Source organism: Comamonas sp. CMM02 (assembly GCF_014851485.1).
Lineage (GTDB): Bacteria > Pseudomonadota > Gammaproteobacteria > Burkholderiales > Burkholderiaceae_C > Comamonas > Comamonas avium.
The window spans coordinates 166061-182121 of sequence record NZ_JACUZW010000002.1 but is presented as its reverse complement, the minus strand read 5'-3'; the positions used below and the strand labels follow the sequence as shown (position 1 = coordinate 182121).

The following is a 16061-nucleotide window of genomic DNA, read 5'->3' as shown; positions in this document are numbered from 1 at the left end:
ATTCCAAATCAATAAAAAGAGGGAGACCGCTGAATGCGCATTGCCGTTTTGGACGACGATCGACTGCAGCTGGAGCTGATGGAGCGTGTTGCCCATGAAATGGGCCACACGTGCAGCCTGCACACTACGGGCCAGTCTTTTCAGCAAGAGCTGCGGCGCGAAACTTTCGACATGCTCGTTGTGGACTGGGTATTGCCAGACACCAGCGGCCCCGAGGTGATCCAGTGGGCACGCACCAACCTGGAGCATGCCCCACCTATTTTGTTTATTACACACCGCAGTGAGGAAAGCGACATTGTCGAAGGCCTGCAGTGCGGTGCAGATGACTTCATGGTCAAGCCACTGCGCCTGGCAGAGCTCAAAGCGCGCATCCATGCACTGCTGCGCCGCGCCTACCCGCTGTGCACGGACGATGTGCAGCGTTTTGGCCCCTACACGTTCACCCGCTCAGCCCTGACCGTGGGTTTTGAAGGCCAGGAAGTGCTCCTGACCCACCGTGAATTTGCGCTGGCCATGCTGCTGTTCCAGAACGCAGGCCGCCTGATGTCTCGCGATCATTTGCGTGAATCGGTATGGGGACAAAACCCGGATGTCCTGTCCCGCTCGCTGGACACCCATGTCTCGCGCTTGCGTCAGGTTTTGCAATTGCGCCCGGGCAATCACTACTCGATTGCAGCGGTGTACGGTCTAGGCTATCGCCTGGATGCGCACGAGAACTAGCTTTTCCTCACTACTTTTTTGTGTATGCACCCTATCGCTGCGAACCATCTCCCATTGCCCAGTTTGCACGTTGCGGCCATCGCGCTGGTGACACTGGTTTGCAGCATGGCCGCCACGCCTGCAGTTGCACAGCAAATACCTTTGCACCCCACGGCAGTTACCCACCGCATCACCCCGGGCGATACGCTGGAGCAACTGGCACAGCGCTACCTCGGTGATGCCGCTTTGTGGCCCGCACTGCAAAGCCACAACAGTGTAGGCAGCCCTTACCGCTTGAAGCCGGGCTCCGTGCTGGAGATCCCCCTGCAACTCATGCGTGCCGCCACAGCTTCGGTGGACTATGTCCACGGCACCGCCCATGTCAGCCGCAGTGGCGTTGCAGCCCCCGCTGCACGCGGCATGTCTTTGCAAGAAGGCGATCAGATCAAGCTGGACCCCAACGCTTTTGTGGCCGTGCGCCTGGCCGATGGCAGCACCGTACGCGTACAAGCCACTTCCCAGGTGGAGCTGAGCCAGCTGCGCCGCCGGGGCCGTTCGGGCAGCCTGCAATCGGTGCTGCAAGTGCAGCAAGGTGGCGTGCAAGTGCAAGTGCCCGGGAAACCTGATGCACAGCGTCGTCTGGACATCATCACGCCAGTGGCCTCTACCAGCGTGCGCGGCACAGAGTTTGATATGCAGCTGCTTGCCGATGGGCGCACGACCTCGGCCGTCTTGAAAGGCCGCACAAATGTGCAGGCGCTGGCAGATGCAGACAAAGCATCGCCCACTGCTGTCTTGCTGGCCCGTACAGGCATTGCCGTGAGTGCCGACGGCCATGCCGGGCCGGTGGCCCACTTGCTGCCAGCCCCTGCGGCTGGTGAGCTGCCCTCGCTCAACGAAGACGCGCAGTGGCTGAACCTGCCGCTGCCGCAATGGGACAACGCACAGGGCTGGCGCGTCAGCGTCAGTGAAGATGCGCAGGGCCACCATGTGCTGCGCAACGGCCAGTTTGCTGGCAGCGATGCACGCTTTGCAGCCCTGCCCGATGGAGCATATTTTCTGCACGTGCGCGCCATGGATACCCAAGGCATCAGTGGCATGCCTGCCGTGGCACCTTTGCGCGTTAAAGCCCACCCCGTACCACCCCTGACACAGAACCCGGCGCCAGGCGGCGTGCTGGCACAAGGCGAGGCCCAGCTGCAATGCACCCCGGTGGATGGAGTCAGCAGCTATCGCCATCAGGTCATTGCGCTGGAAAGCCTGGAATCTCCTGCCCCTGCAGCAGCGTTTGCACAGGCCTTGCTGCAAAGCACCAGCCAGGCGCAGTGCGCCATGGATTTGAACGCGTTGCCACAAGGCACGTATGCATGGCGCGCAGCCAGTGTGCGCATGGTCAAAGGTCAGGAAGACCAGGGCCCATTTGCAGCAGCGCAAACGTTCCGGATTGCACCCAAGCCAGCAGCACCATCGCTGGATGATCTGAAGGTGCAGACGCAAGCAGGCTTGTCCACCATCCACTGGCCTGCCGAATCCGGTCAGCGCTTTCGCTTGCAGGTTTTCTCCACCCCTGCTGGCACCGAGCCTGCACTGGACACTACGCTGGACACCCCACGCTGGACTGCCGCAGGTTTGCCTGCCGGAACGTGGCACGTTCGCATTCAGGTGCAAGACCCCTCAGGTCTGAACAGTGCGTTCTCTCCGCCTCGCAGCGTGCAGGTACTGGCTTTGCTGCACGACAGTGACGGCAACCCTGTCAGCTCGGGAACGGGCTTGGGTGTTGAGTACCGCTAACGCATTCATGCACAAAAACAAGCTGGCATGAAGCGCTCACTCTCGCTGGAATGGCTGCTGATGTCGCTGGGCCTGCTGGCCGTGGTGTTCTGGCTCTCCGGCCCCCAGCAGCTGTCGCGCGCCAATCTGTGGCTGCAAGATCTGACGCTGCCACTGCAACGCCACCAGCCCTCACCCAACGTGGTGCTGGTACTGGCTGATGAACGCAGCCTGAGCAGCATTGGCCGCTGGCCCTGGCGGCGCGCCCTGCACGCCCACCTGATCAACCACATCAGCAGCGGCCAGCCCCAATCCATCGGCCTGGATTTTTTACTCTCAGAGCCTGACCTTGATTACCCCGAAGACGACGTTGTGCTTGCGCAAAGCATGGCCCGCAGCGGCCGCGTCGTACTGCCCGTTGTGCGTGGGTTTGGCGATCAGCCCGCCAGCTTGCCTCTGCCCATGTTCACACAAGCTGCCGCACGCCTGGGCCACGTGCACCTGCCGATGGACGACGATGGTGGCGTGCGCAGCTTTTACGCTCGTGAGGGTGTCAGTGATCAGCTGTGGCTGCATCTGGGCCTTTCCATGCTGTGCATCAGCCAGCCTGAGCGCCCCGCCTGTGCAGACACCAACTCCAAACAAATACCCAGCTTCGGCACGTGGCAGCGCGATGACCGCACCTACATCGCCTTTGCCCAGGGCCGCCCGCCGTTTGCCATGTACGCCTACATTGATGTGCTGCAAGGCCGCATTCCGGCACAGGCATTTCGCAACAAGCATGTGCTGATCGGCACCGCAGCCACGGGACTGGGCACAACCCTGCCCACCCCCAGCGGCGCCAGCCAAGCGGCAACCTACAGTGTGGAGCTGGTTGCTCACATCGCCAGTGGAGCCTTGCTCAATCAGCATGCGGTCAGCGCCAGTTCCTGGGCCAACCGTGCCTTTAACCTGGTGCCTGCCGCTTTGGGCCTGGCGGCGCTGTCCGTGCTGGGCCCCTCCGCCGCTTTGCTCGCCTGCATGGGTCTGGGCCTGCTCACCCTGATTGCCAGTGCCCTGACCCCAGGATGGGCGCACACGGTTTTCAGCCCTGCTGCGGCCTTGCTGATATTGACACTGGCCTACCCTCTGTGGAGCTGGCGACGCCTGAATGCGGCTGCACGTTTTTTGAATCAGGAAATGCAGGGGCTGCGTATTCAAGGACTGCAGATCAACACACAGGCTCCCCACAAGCGGGGCGATTTTTTGCAGCACCGCATTGATGCTGTCGAGCAAGCCTCGCAGCAGTTGCGTCAGCTGCACCAGTTTGTGACGGAAACACTGCTGCAACTGCCATCCCCCACGCTGGCATGCAATCGCCATGGCCACATCTTGCTGGCCAACAGTGCAGCCCACCGTTATGCGCACAGTCTGGGGCGCACACTGCAGCCTCAGCAGCCCCTGGCCGACCTGCTGGACGGTGCCATGGAGCGCGGCAGCTTGCAGCCGCTGTGGGACAGCAGCTGCCCTCCGCCGCTGGATCACACCATTCAGCGCGAAGGCATTGATCTGCAAAAGAACAATCTTTTGATGCTCAGCCAGCCCTTTACCGTTGCCGATGAAATCGGCTGGCTGGTCACTCTGGTGGACATCAGCGACCTGCGTCAGGCCATGGCACAGCGCGATCAGGCCATGCATTTCATCTCGCACGACATCCGCGCACCTATTGGTGCCATCCTGACGGTGATTGAGATGGAGCAGCACTTTGGCTCAGAGCCCGTCTCTGCGCTGCTCATTGAACGCATTCAGCGCTACGCCCGTACGGGCCTGGCTCTGGCCGATGACTTTGTGCATCTGGCACGCGCTCAAAATGCACTGGCACAGCGCACACCTGTGGAGCTTGGAGCCGTGATTGACCAGGCTCTGGATGACACTTGGGCAGCCGCACACGCGCGCTTTATCAAGCTGGACTGGATGCCGCAGGAAGAAGAAGCCTGGGTGCTGGGCGACGCCAGCATGCTGCGCCGCGCCTGCGGCAACCTGATCGGTAACGCCATCAAGTACGGCCCGGTAGAGGGCACTGTGTTTTGCAGCCTGGCACTGCAGGATGGCCACTGGTGCATTTCTGTGCGCGATGAGGGCGATGGCATCAGCCCTCAGGAACAGGCGCGCCTGTTTGCCCCATTCACACGCCAGCACCAGCACGCGGGCAGCACCATCCCGGGCATTGGTCTGGGCCTGGCCTATGTGCATTCGGTAGCACAGCAGCACGGCGGCAGCATTGAGGTGCAAAGCGAAGCAGGCCAAGGAGCCTGTTTTACGCTGCGGCTGCCACAGGCTGCGCCACCCCCCATGCACTAAGCTGAGCGCGAGCATTCACAGCTAGCAGTGCTATCTAGCATCCACGCCGCGCACTGCCAGACAAAAGCAGCAACAACGAAAAAGCCTCAGAACTTTTCAGTTCTGAGGCTTGTCGTTTGGTGCGGCTGGCAGGAATTGAACCCACGACCCCTTGGTTCGTAGCCAAGTACTCTATCCAACTGAGCTACAGCCGCTAAGCCACGATTATATGCACAGTTTTGGATCACTTTTTTCAAACTGCGCAAATTCCCGGAATATTTACGCCTTGCCCAAAGACACTGTAATTGCATACAGTTTATCGCAATAAAAAACGCAATATCACCTTAGAATTCATGGCTTGCATGCTATCAGCGCACTAGCAGACGGCGGCTGACCAGCATGTTCCATGGCTACGCGTAAAAAAAACAAATCCCTTCCCCCTGTCACCTGGTTGCGCCGGCTGCGCCAGCGCCTGACCAGCCGCATGGCCTGCTTTGTCTGGGGGGCCATTTTTGGCAATGCGGTATTGAGCCAGCCCATCAATCCGCTGAACCTGATTTTGCAGCCTCCAGAGAGCATGCTCAGCGCAGCCTCCAGGCAATGGCTGCAAGAGTTTCGCAGCGTAGTACGCAGCATCAGCACCCACTTCACGGGCAGCGCGCTGGATGTACTGCGCACTCAGGCCGCAGATCTGGTGCCTGTCCCGGCAGCAGCCCCTGCGCCACCAGCACAGACTGGCGGGGGGGCATTTGCAGCCTGCCTCGACCAGTTTCCACAGCAGCGGCCTTTGCAGGTCACCACCATCAGCAGCCAATGGGCACCACTGCCACTGTGCTCAGACGCATTTGCGGTGCTGTACTCCGGGCTGACCAAAACGCCCATGGTGGTGGTGGAAAAACTCAATCGCCAGCGCATGCAGAAAGCGGCGGGGCTGGAGCGCACCGATAAATTCTTTGCAGACACACGCGTGCCCGAACAATGGCGCGCAGCCCTCACTGACTACCAGGACAGTGGTTTTGACCGTGGGCATCTGGCCGCAGCAGCCAACCAGCCCAGCGTACAAGCGATGGCCCAATCCTTTGCACTGACCAACATGGTGCCGCAAAACCCCACGCACAACCGCAAGCTGTGGTCCAAGCTGGAGGCCGATACCCGCAAGTACGCACAGCGGGCTGCAGGCAATGTGTATGTGTTTTCTGGGCCTCTGCACGAAGGGCAGACACATACGCTGGGGCGCAATGCGGTCTGGATACCCAGTCACCTTTTCAAGCTGGTGTATGACGAATCACAGCAGCGTGCATGGGCCTATGTACTGCCCAACCGTGCCGATGCGCTTATCACCCGCCCCATGGATTACGCCAGCTTTGTACAGCGAACGCAGTGGCCGCTGCTGGAAGGCTCTGCCGTGCTGGGCACGATCCGCTAAGCCTCAAAAGCCAAACACCAGACGTCAAAAAAGCACCACTGGGGTGCTTTTTAAAAACCGGACAGCCTGCCCCGTAATGTCAATGCTGCTCAGACAGTTCATCTTCAGAACGGACACGCACATGCATCCAGAAACCACGGGGCTCGCCTTGCTTGACCAGACGGGTCTCCAGCTTCATGCGGTTGAGCAGTGGTGTGGGAATCTCGTAGAGAGAGGGGGTGCGCAAAATAGCTTCTTGCGAAGGCATTTTCCAGTACTGGTCGTAGCCTGCGTGGTACGCAATCTCTTCACACCAGCCAAGGCGATGCAGGTCTGCTGTCATCTTGGCGGTCAGCTCCTGCCCAGTTGCCACACCCAGATCAGACACCAGCAGCAAGCGCTGGGTGGTGGGCTGCACATGCAGCCAAATGCTGGAAGGCCCGCCCGCAAGGCCCTGTTCCACCACAGGCTCAGGCTGGGATTCCGCACCTGAACGGCCCATGAAACGCTGACGTTTCTCGTCACCCTCAGGGGTTGGTGTCTTAGCAGGTGGCTGGGCTGGGGTCCCATCGCCACCCGTCAACGTCGAAATCAACCGGTCAAAAATGCTCACTGCGTTTTTCTTTCAGATCAGCCCGCGGCTGCAGACCATCACCACTCCATCAAAGTCGTTATTGTGGCAAAAAGCCGGGCGCTATGACTTTCTTGAAGCCTTGATAACCCTGGGTTGCCCACCCTTCTTTTTGCAATTGGACACTATGACCGCCAATCATCCCGCAAGGCTTGAGCTTGATCAATAGCGTACGGCCTTATGCCAGCAATGCCAACACCAAGGCAGATTCCGGGATGTGTACGCTGACTTTTCGCCCTGCACGCAGGCCGCTTCCAGCCGGCGCAAATCCCACCCACTGCACACCCGCGGCCATCTGCATAGCCACCTCATCGCCCATGGCACCCTGAGTCACTCGCGTGACTTTTCCCGGCCAGGTATTGGCTGCGAGCGTCTGGCTCCAAGCACGCACGTCCACCGCAGTGGCTTTGCACATGGCCAGCACCGGCATGCCAGCCTGCAGCCCCAGCAACTGCGCACTTTCCGCCGTAATACGGGCCGTCAGCTGCAAATCCCCGTGCTGACTTTGGACATGCACCAAGGCCAGCGCCCCGGCAATATCAACGCGCTGCACCTGGCACGGCCACTGATTGCGCATGCTGGTCTGAATCCCCAGGCGCTGCAGCGCAGCGGGCGACTGCAATTGCTGCATGACCGCACCACGCGCTTGCGCCATGGCCTGGGCGGCACGCAGCAGCTCCTGACCCGCAGCAGTCAGCTTGGCACCGCCGCCACCGGCACCGCCCACGGTTTTTTCCACCACCGGCACCCCCGCCAGATTGCCCAGCGTATCAATGGCCTGCCATGCGGCCTTGTAACTCACTCCCACCTCGCGGGCGGCTTGCGAGATGGAGCCACATTCACCCAAGGCCCGCAGCACCTGCAAGCGGCGGTCAGACAGCGGGTGCCCCAGCGCCTGCATCAGGGAGGGGGCAGGCGTGGACGTAACAGCGGCAGCGGCAGTTGCAGCGGCTTGGGTGGCTGCGGTGATGACATTGGAACGAGACTGGGGCATCTGCCTATCATGCCGCCAACTGCGCGACAGTTTGAGCCAGTGTGGCTATACTTTCGTTATTCACAAAAGGAATAGCGATTATGTTCACATCTCCCTCCGTGCGTGCCTGCGTCCTCATCGCCGCCCTGTTTACAGGTGCTGCCCACGCGGAAACCATTTCGGTCGCCGTCGCCTCCAACTTCACTGCACCCATGCAAAAGATTGCGGCGCAGTTTGAAAAGGACACGGGCCACAAGGCTGAACTTTCGTTTGGTGCAACGGGCAAGTTCTACGCCCAGATCAGCAACGGCGCACCCTTCGGCATCTTGCTGGCGGCTGATGACAAGACCCCGGCCAAAATTGCGCAAGAGGGCAAGGGCGATGCGGCTTCACGCTTTACCTACTCCATTGGCAAGCTGGTGCTGTGGAGCAAACAGGACGGCTATGTGGATGCCAACGGTGAAGTACTCAAGACTGGCAAGTTCCAGCACGTAGCCATTGCCAACCCCAAGCTGGCCCCTTACGGTCTGGCTGCCGAGCAGACCCTGACCAAGCTGAACCTGCTGGATGCCATCAAGCCCAAGTTTGTGCAAGGTGAAAACATTGGCCAGACCTACCAGTTCGCAGCCACTGGCAACGCAGAGCTGGGTTTTGTGGCGCTGTCGCAAGTGATGGAAGACGGCAAGATCAAGTCCGGCTCGGCATGGGTAGTGCCCGCCGAGATGCACGAGCCCATCCGCCAGGACGCCATTGTGCTGAACAATGCCAAGGACAATGTGGCGGCCAAAGCACTGATGGATTACCTCAAAGGTGACAAGGCACGCGCCATCATTACTGCTTACGGCTATGATTTTTAAAGCATCTAACGCTTAACTACCAAGCACTTCAGCATCAAATGATGCTGAAGTGGCCGTTTCACCTGCGCAAGCAGCTCACTCTTTCTTAGACCTTGTCCATCCTTTCCTCTGAAGACTGGGCCGCCATTGCCCTGACGCTGGAGCTGGCCGCAGTCACCACCGTACTGCTACTGGTTCTGTGCACGCCGCTGGCATGGTGGCTGGCCCACACCCGTTCACGCTGGAAAGGGCCGATTGGTGCTGTCGTGGCGCTGCCTCTGGTGCTGCCTCCCACCGTGATCGGCTTTTACCTGCTGGTCACCATGGGCCCCAATGGCCCTGTGGGGCAATTTACGCAATGGCTGGGTCTGGGCAGGCTGCCCTTTACCTTTCCCGGTCTGGTCATCGGCTCACTGATTTACTCCATGCCGTTTGCCGTGCAGCCACTGCAGCGCGCATTCGAGAGCCTGGGCAGTCGCCCGCTGGAGGTGGCCGCCTCTTTGGGAGCCAGCCCGCTGGATCGTTTTTTCACTGTCGCCCTGCCCATGGCACGCCCCGGCTTCATCACCGCTGCGGTACTCAGCTTTGCGCATACGGTGGGTGAGTTTGGCGTGGTGCTGATGATTGGCGGCAACATCCCTGGCGTAACGCGCGTGGTATCTGTGCAGATTTACGACCACGTAGAAGCCATGGAATACGCCAACGCCCACCTGCTGGCCGGCGGCATGGTGGTGTTTAGCTTTATCGTGCTGATGCTCTTGCACTGGCTGCAACCCAAGGAGCCACGCACATGATCGAAGCCCAACTGCATGTCAAACGTGCGGACTTCACACTGGATGTCCATCTGCAACTGGCTGGCCACGGCATTACGGCACTGTTCGGGCCGTCGGGCTGCGGCAAGACCACCTGCCTGCGCGCAATTGCCGGTCTGGAGCGTGCCCAGGGCCGCGTCATGGTCAACGGCCAGATCTGGCAAGACGACGCCACCCAGCAATGGCTGCCCACGCACCAGCGCGCACTGGGCTATGTGTTTCAGGAAGCCAGCCTGTTTCCCCACCTGGGCACACGCGCCAATCTGGAATACGGCCTCAAGCGCACACCCGCAGCGCGCCGCAAAGTGGCGCTGGAGCAGGCGGTCGAGCTGCTGGGCCTGTCTCATCTGATGGATCGCAGCGTGCAGACCCTGTCGGGGGGGGAGCGCCAGCGCGTGGCCATTGCCCGCGCTCTGGCTACCAGCCCGCAGCTGCTGCTGATGGATGAGCCTCTGTCAGCGCTGGATGCAGCACGCAAAGCTGAAGTGCTGCCCTATCTGGAACGCCTGCAGCGCAGCCTGGAGATCCCCGTGCTTTACGTGAGCCACTCGCAAGATGAAGTGGCGCGCCTGGCCCACCATGTGGTGCTGCTGCAAGCCGGCAGCGTGGTCACTCAGGGCAGTACCGCCAGCACCATGGCGCAGCGTGATCACCCCATGGGCCCTGCCGCAGATGCCGCCAGTCTGGTGCAAGGCCATATCACTGCTTATGACGCACAGGACCACCTGAGCACCGTGGCCTTTGAGGGCGGCGAGCTGTTCATCTCTGGAGCGTCACAGCGCACAACGGGCGAGCCTGTGCGCCTGCGCGTGCTCGCCCGCGATGTCAGTGTGGCACTGCAATCGCCCACCTGCAGCAGCATTTTGAACCGCCTGAGTGCACGCATTACTGCGCTGCGCGAAGACAGCCCAGGCCACGCCATGCTGACCTTGCAAGCGGGCAACACCACGCTGCTGGCACGCGTTTCAGCCCGCTCTGTGCGCGAGTTGAACCTGCACGAGGGTTTGAGCGTGGTAGCCCAGATCAAAAGCGTGGCCCTGCTGGATTAACGCCGCAGCCCTATCATGGCGCGCTATGACTGACGCCAGCGCCTGCTCCATGACACCCTCAACCCCAGCCGCCCTCACCACCTGTGAGGTGCGCTTTCACCACGCTGAGCGCGCTGTGGTTGCTCAATCACGCGTGCTGGCCAATGAAGTGCCCATTGCACTGGTCTTCAACGGCATCTCCCACGCCGTGATGATGGGCACGCCGCTGGATCTGGAAGATTTCGCCATCGGCTTTGCGCTCAGCGAAGGCATCATCGACCACGCCAGCGATTGCTATGGCATAGACGTACGCCCTGTCGATGCCGCAGCGGCGGGCTTGCCGGCAGGCATGAACGGCATGCAGGTGCAGGTCGACATCTCCTCGCGCTGCTTTGCACGCCTTAAAGACCACCGCCGCAGCATCAGCGGGCGCACCGGCTGCGGCGTGTGCGGCGTAGAGAGCTTTGCCGCGCTCGATCTGTCGTTTGACGCATTGCCTGCACGCGACTGGGTATCGCAAGTGGATTTACCCACCGTGCTGACTGCCATCAACAACCTGCCCGCCCTGCAAACCCTCAATGCCCAGGCTGGCGCCATCCACGCTGCAGGCTGGGCTACGCTCAATGGACAGGTGCACGAGGTCATTGAAGACGTGGGCCGCCACAACGCGCTGGACAAATTGCTAGGGCGGCTGGCACGCACAGATCGGCTGGGGCAACCCGGCTTTGTCGTGCTCTCCAGCCGAGGCAGCCATGAACTGGTGCGCAAATGCGCCAAGCTGGGCATTGGCGCACTGGCCACTATTTCTGCACCCACCGCCATGGGTGTACAAATGGCCCAGCTGACGGGTTTGCGCTTTTGGGGCCTGTGCCGCCCCCCGCAAGCCACGCTCTACGCAGCGGGCGCAGGCTTGCCACTGGCCTAAGGCAGGTCTAACTTGAGCACAGCGCCGCACCACCCACACTTTCGTAGAATGCTGCATCTGTCAGCCCCTGGATGAACACCATGAATCGCTGCGTGCTTGCTTCTTTGATTGCTGCGCCACTGCTGGCCACCGCAGTAACCAGTGCAGCCCAAAACACATCGCCATCGACGCCCACCACGTTGCCGTCGGTGCAGACCGTGCTGCCTGTTGCACAGCCCGGTCACCGCAATTTCCCACACACCGCCCAGCTGGGTGTGCTGCGCATTGACCAAATCCCCAATGCGCAAATCAATGGCCAAGCCATCCGCACCGCGCCCGGTTTTCGCCTTTTCAGCGCAGACAACCGGCTGATATTTGCCCACACCGTGCAAAGCAAAGAGCTGCGTGTGGCCTATCTCAAAGAAGCCAGCACCCAATGGCTGCTGACAGCATGGGTCCTCACCCCTGAGGAACTGGCCAGCTTGACTGCCAAGCGCTAAAACCACTGCGCCGCAACACGACCACTGCGCCCCAGGCGCTCTGTTCTTCTTTCCCACAACGACCGTCCAGCTTGGCCTGGCAGGCGTTTTTATTGAAAGCGACCGCAACTTCAAAGCTGCGGCGCTGCGAACACGATGAGCAAAAAAGTATTTATCAAAACCTTCGGCTGCCAGATGAACGAGTACGACTCGGACAAAATGGCCGACGTGCTGGGCGCAGCCCAAGGCTACGAGCCTACCCAGAACATGGAAGAGGCCGACCTGATCCTGTTCAACACCTGCTCGGTGCGCGAAAAAGCCCAGGAGAAAGTGTTCTCTGACCTTGGCCGCGTCAAGCACCTCAAGGAAAAAGGCGTTTTGATCGGCGTAGGCGGCTGCGTGGCCAGCCAGGAAGGCGATGAAATCATCAAGCGCGCCCCCTATGTGGACGTGGTGTTTGGCCCCCAGACCTTGCACCGCCTGCCCGAGCTGCTGAACGCCCGTGCCGCCAAGGCCAAGCCCCAGGTCGACATCTCGTTTCCTGAGATCGAAAAATTTGACCACCTGCCGCCTGCGCGCGTGGAAGGCGCTTCGGCTTTCGTGTCAATCATGGAAGGCTGCTCCAAATACTGCAGCTACTGCGTAGTACCCTACACCCGGGGCGAAGAAGTCAGCCGCCCATTTGAAGACGTACTGGTAGAAGTGGCAGGTCTGGCCGACCAGGGCGTCAAAGAAGTCACGCTGCTGGGTCAGAACGTGAATGCCTACCAGGGCAAGATGGGCGAGACAGCCGAGATTGCCGACTTTGCCCTGCTGCTGGAATACGTGGCCGAAATCCCCGGCATCGAACGCATTCGCTACACCACCAGCCACCCCAATGAGTTCACACCGCGCTTGATCGAGGCCTACGCCAAGATCCCCAAGCTGGTCTCGCACCTGCACCTGCCTGTGCAGCACGGCTCCGACAAAATCTTGATGGCCATGAAGCGCGGCTACACCGCTATGGAATACAAGAGCACAGTGCGCAAGCTGCGCGCCATCCGCCCCGATATGGCGATGAGCTCGGACTTCATCGTGGGCTTTCCTGGCGAGACCGAGGAAGATTTCCAGAAAATGATGAAGCTCATCCACGATGTGCGCTTTGACAACTCGTTCAGCTTCATCTTCAGCCCTCGCCCTGGCACCCCGGCAGCCAACCTGCACGATGACACTCCGCATGAAGTCAAGCTGCGCCGCCTGCAAGAGCTGCAAGCGGTGATCAACCAGAACATCAAAGACATCAGCATGGAGCGCATGGGCACTGTGCAGCGCCTGCTGGTGGAAGGTTTCAGCAAACGCGACAACGGCGAGCTGATGGGCCGCACCGAATGCAACCGTGTGGTGAACTTTCCGGGCCACGAGCGCCTGCTGGGCCAGCTGGTCGACGTCAAGATCACCGAAGCCATGACCTATACCCTGCGCGGTGAAGTCCTCATCCAGAACTAAGTTTTCACACCCTCACAAAAAAAGCCTGCCGTTGTTAACAACGGCAGGCTTTTTCAATGGCTTCGGCAGGCTGTGGGCTACCTGCGGAGCGCTGAAAGCTTTTGTTGTCAGAGAAAAATCTCAGTTCGCCTCTGCCCCCGAGATCTTCACGACCTTGGCCCACTTCTCGTTCTCAGACTTCACATACGCCAGAAACTCATCGGGCTGCGATGTCTTGATGGTCACCCCGCGCTCCTCCAGCTTGGCGCGGATCTGCGGGTTGTCCAGACTCTTGGTCAGTGCGTTGTGCAGCGTTTGCACTATGGGCTTGGGCAGGTTCTGCGGAGCCATCATGCCCACCCACGCATCCACCACCATATCGGGCAGACCGGCTTCGATGGCGGTAGGCACATCGGGCAGCTGGCTGATGCGTTCGCGGGAGGTAATGGCCAAGGGACGTAATTTGCCGCCCTTGACCAGCCCAAGTGCAGAGGGCAGATTGTCGAACATGACGTCGATTTGACCGCCGACCAGATCCGTGAGTGCCGGGCCACTGCCCTTGTAGGGCACGTGGCTGAGATTCACGCCAGTCAGTATCTTGAAGTACTCACCCGTCAAGTGCGGCGAGGTTCCTGTGCCTGGCGAGCCAAAGTTCATCGGGCGTCGGGTTTCCTTGGCATAGGCAATCCACTCGCCCAGCGTCTTCACCGGTATGCCAGGGCTCACCAGCACGAGATTGGTGTAGTAACCAATCTGGCTGATCATGGTGAAGTCCTTGATGTGGTTGAACGGCAGTTTTTTCTGCAGCACAGGGTTGATGCCATGCGTTGCCAGCGTTCCCAGGTAGATGGTGTAGCCGTCCGGGGGTGAACCCGCGACAAACTGCGACGCAATGTTGCCCCCTGCCCCAGGCTTGTTCTCCACGATGACGGGCTGCTTGAGCTCCTCAGCCATTTGCGCAGCGACAATGCGTGTCACCAGATCCGTGGAGCCTCCGGGCGGGAAACCCACAACGAATTTGATGGGACGGCTTGGATAGCTGTCCGCCATGGCTGCAGGGGCCAAGGCGGTAGCCAATGCGCCAGTAGCTACGGCTGTAAGCGCGAATCGAATCAGCGTGCGTTTTTTCATGACCATGTTGTCTCCTTAGTATTGTGCTGGTTGATTGCCTGGGGTCGAAAACAGAGAGCGCCGGTTTCAGGTCTTTCCAAACTTGCTGACGAGTTCGTCTCGCAACTGGCGCTTTTGAACTTTGCCCAGCGAATTGCGAGGCAGATCGCTGATCAGGTGAATGGCTTTGGGTGTACGCACAGCGCCCAGCTTCTCCCGGATATGAAGGCGCAATGCTTCAGGTGCAATGCTGCGCCCGCGCTTGAGCTCCACCACCGCTTCAACGCGCTCACCCCAATGCGCGTCGGGGATGCCAAACACAACGCTTTCGGCCACGTCATCGTGTCTGGCCAGGGCCTCTTCCACATCGGATGGATAGATGTTGAACCCTCCGCTGATGATCACATCCTTGGAGCGCCCTTTGATGTACAGATAGCCACGCTCATCAAGATAGCCCACGTCACCGGTCTTGAGCCAACCATGGCTCATCACCTGCGCGGTCTCCTTGGGCATGTCCAGGTAGCCACTCATCAGCAAGTCACCGCGCGCCACCACTTCGCCAAGCTCGTTGGGCGCGCAGAGCATGCCCCCTTGCCCCATGATGCCAAGGCGCGTCAGCGGCCCGCAGCGGCCGGCGCTGCCCAGATTGACATCGTGCGCACTGTCGCTGCCGGGCATGCCAGCAATGATCACTGGTGCCTCAGTCAAGCCGTAGGTCACGCCAATCACAGGGCCAAGCAGGGTACGCGCCTGCAGCAGGCGCTCCATGGTGGAGCCTGCGCCGCCATACAGCAGGTTGCGCAAGCGGGGCACAGCGCGTGGTTTGACCTGCTGCGCATCGAGCATCTGATACATCAGAGTCGGGGGTACCCATATGCCCGTTACTTCTTGGGCAGACATCGCGTCCAGCAGTGGTTCGGCCCGTACACCGTCCATGATGACCAGAGCCCCGCCGCTGGCAAGAACCGGCAACACGAACGCGCCAGCACCGTGAGTCATGGGCGGGTTCAGCAGGAAGCGGTCAGTGGCAGAGAACGCATAGACCTGCTGGATGGAGGAGATCATCGTGTTCAGGCAGCGCACGGATTGCAGTACCGCCTTGGGACTCCCGGAAGAGCCACCCGTGAATTTGAGCGCGATGATGTCTTCGCCCTGCGCCTCCGGTACCTGAGGCATGGCATCGGCAAAGCGCGTGAGCAAGGCCTCAAAAGAATCCACACCTTCCTGCGCCGCTCCAATCTGGACGACAGGCACTGAATGCCCGCTGCTCAGGCTTTGCACCGTATCGTCGATGACGATCACATCCGCCTTGGCCACGCCAATTTGCTCACGCAGTTCCGCTTCCGGGTTGTTGGGCGTGAGCGGAATCAGTACGCCACGGCACAGATAGGTAGCCAAAATGGCCGTGAGCATAGCCATGCCGTTGTGGCACACCAGCACCACCCGCGGACGTTGCTGGCCCGTCAGGTCTTGCAGCGCGGCCGCAAAACTCAGCACCTTGCGCTCAAGCTCTTTGAAGCTGGCGCGCTCAAGTACCTCGCAGTTGCCTGAGAGCACCACGGCAGCCTCAGCATCTGGGTAGCGCAGTACCGCGCTCTGGAAGAAATCGAAAGGAGTCATGTCAAATTTCC

General features: G+C 60.3%; 14 protein-coding genes and 1 tRNA gene. 10 read left to right on the top strand and 5 right to left on the bottom strand.

Annotated features, from left to right (window positions below; all coding sequences use genetic code 11):
- Positions 1-33: 33 nt before the first annotated feature.
- The 3 genes from IB213_RS06000 to IB213_RS05990 are packed head-to-tail and all read left to right on the top strand — an operon-like array spanning position 34 to position 4809.
- Complete coding sequence (locus IB213_RS06000; RefSeq protein ID WP_191723238.1) at positions 34-720, top strand: response regulator transcription factor; 687 nt, start codon at positions 34-36, stop codon at positions 718-720.
- 24 nt (positions 721-744) lie between these two features.
- Positions 745-2490, top strand: coding sequence for a FecR domain-containing protein (locus tag IB213_RS05995; RefSeq protein ID WP_192405737.1), 1746 nt, complete (start codon positions 745-747; stop codon positions 2488-2490).
- Positions 2491-2517: 27 nt separating this feature from the next.
- A complete protein-coding gene (locus IB213_RS05990) occupies positions 2518-4809 on the top strand; it encodes a CHASE2 domain-containing protein (protein ID WP_192405736.1) in 2292 nt (763 codons plus the stop codon).
- Positions 4810-4926: 117 nt separating this feature from the next.
- Here IB213_RS05990 and IB213_RS05985 read toward each other — a convergent pair.
- A tRNA-Arg gene (locus tag IB213_RS05985) sits at positions 4927-5003 on the bottom strand.
- A gap of 191 nt (positions 5004-5194) precedes the next feature.
- Here IB213_RS05985 and IB213_RS05980 point away from each other — a divergent pair.
- Complete coding sequence (locus IB213_RS05980) at positions 5195-6214, top strand: DNA/RNA non-specific endonuclease (RefSeq protein WP_225560998.1); 1020 nt, start codon at positions 5195-5197, stop codon at positions 6212-6214.
- 79 nt (positions 6215-6293) lie between these two features.
- Here IB213_RS05980 and IB213_RS05975 read toward each other — a convergent pair whose 3' ends face one another.
- Positions 6294-6806 (bottom strand): hypothetical protein, encoded by a 513-nt coding sequence (locus IB213_RS05975; RefSeq protein WP_192405735.1) that lies wholly within the window; start codon positions 6804-6806, stop codon positions 6294-6296.
- Positions 6807-7002: 196 nt separating this feature from the next.
- Positions 7003-7818: a TOBE domain-containing protein gene (locus IB213_RS05970; protein ID WP_192405734.1), complete on the bottom strand. Its 816-nt coding sequence runs from the start codon at positions 7816-7818 to the stop codon at positions 7003-7005.
- 80 nt (positions 7819-7898) lie between these two features.
- Here IB213_RS05970 and modA point away from each other — a divergent pair, with 80 nt between their 5' ends.
- From modA to miaB, 6 genes are all read left to right on the top strand, one after another.
- On the top strand, positions 7899-8654 hold the full coding sequence (gene modA, locus IB213_RS05965; protein WP_192405733.1) for a molybdate ABC transporter substrate-binding protein: 756 nt from the start codon (positions 7899-7901) through the stop codon (positions 8652-8654).
- Positions 8655-8746: 92 nt separating this feature from the next.
- Positions 8747-9427 (top strand): molybdate ABC transporter permease subunit, encoded by a 681-nt coding sequence (gene modB / locus IB213_RS05960; protein ID WP_191723244.1) that lies wholly within the window; start codon positions 8747-8749, stop codon positions 9425-9427.
- Complete coding sequence (gene modC / locus IB213_RS05955; protein WP_192405732.1) at positions 9424-10494, top strand: molybdenum ABC transporter ATP-binding protein; 1071 nt, start codon at positions 9424-9426, stop codon at positions 10492-10494. Before modB ends, modC begins: the two co-directional genes overlap by 4 nt.
- Before the next feature lie 25 nt (positions 10495-10519).
- Entirely contained in the window at positions 10520-11398 is an 879-nt protein-coding gene (gene fdhD, locus IB213_RS05950; protein ID WP_192405731.1) for a formate dehydrogenase accessory sulfurtransferase FdhD, read from the top strand.
- A gap of 80 nt (positions 11399-11478) precedes the next feature.
- A complete protein-coding gene (locus IB213_RS05945; protein WP_192405730.1) occupies positions 11479-11877 on the top strand; it encodes a hypothetical protein in 399 nt (132 codons plus the stop codon).
- 135 nt (positions 11878-12012) lie between these two features.
- On the top strand, positions 12013-13341 hold the full coding sequence (miaB, locus tag IB213_RS05940) for a tRNA (N6-isopentenyl adenosine(37)-C2)-methylthiotransferase MiaB (protein ID WP_191723248.1): 1329 nt from the start codon (positions 12013-12015) through the stop codon (positions 13339-13341).
- A 120-nt stretch (positions 13342-13461) separates the two neighbouring features.
- Here miaB and IB213_RS05935 read toward each other — a convergent pair whose 3' ends face one another.
- Positions 13462-14457, bottom strand: a complete 996-nt coding sequence (locus tag IB213_RS05935) for a tripartite tricarboxylate transporter substrate binding protein (protein WP_225560997.1) — start codon at positions 14455-14457, stop codon at positions 13462-13464.
- A 60-nt stretch (positions 14458-14517) separates the two neighbouring features.
- Positions 14518-16050, bottom strand: coding sequence for a class I adenylate-forming enzyme family protein (locus tag IB213_RS05930; protein WP_192405729.1), 1533 nt, complete (start codon positions 16048-16050; stop codon positions 14518-14520).
- Between the last annotated feature and the right edge of the window lie 11 nt (positions 16051-16061).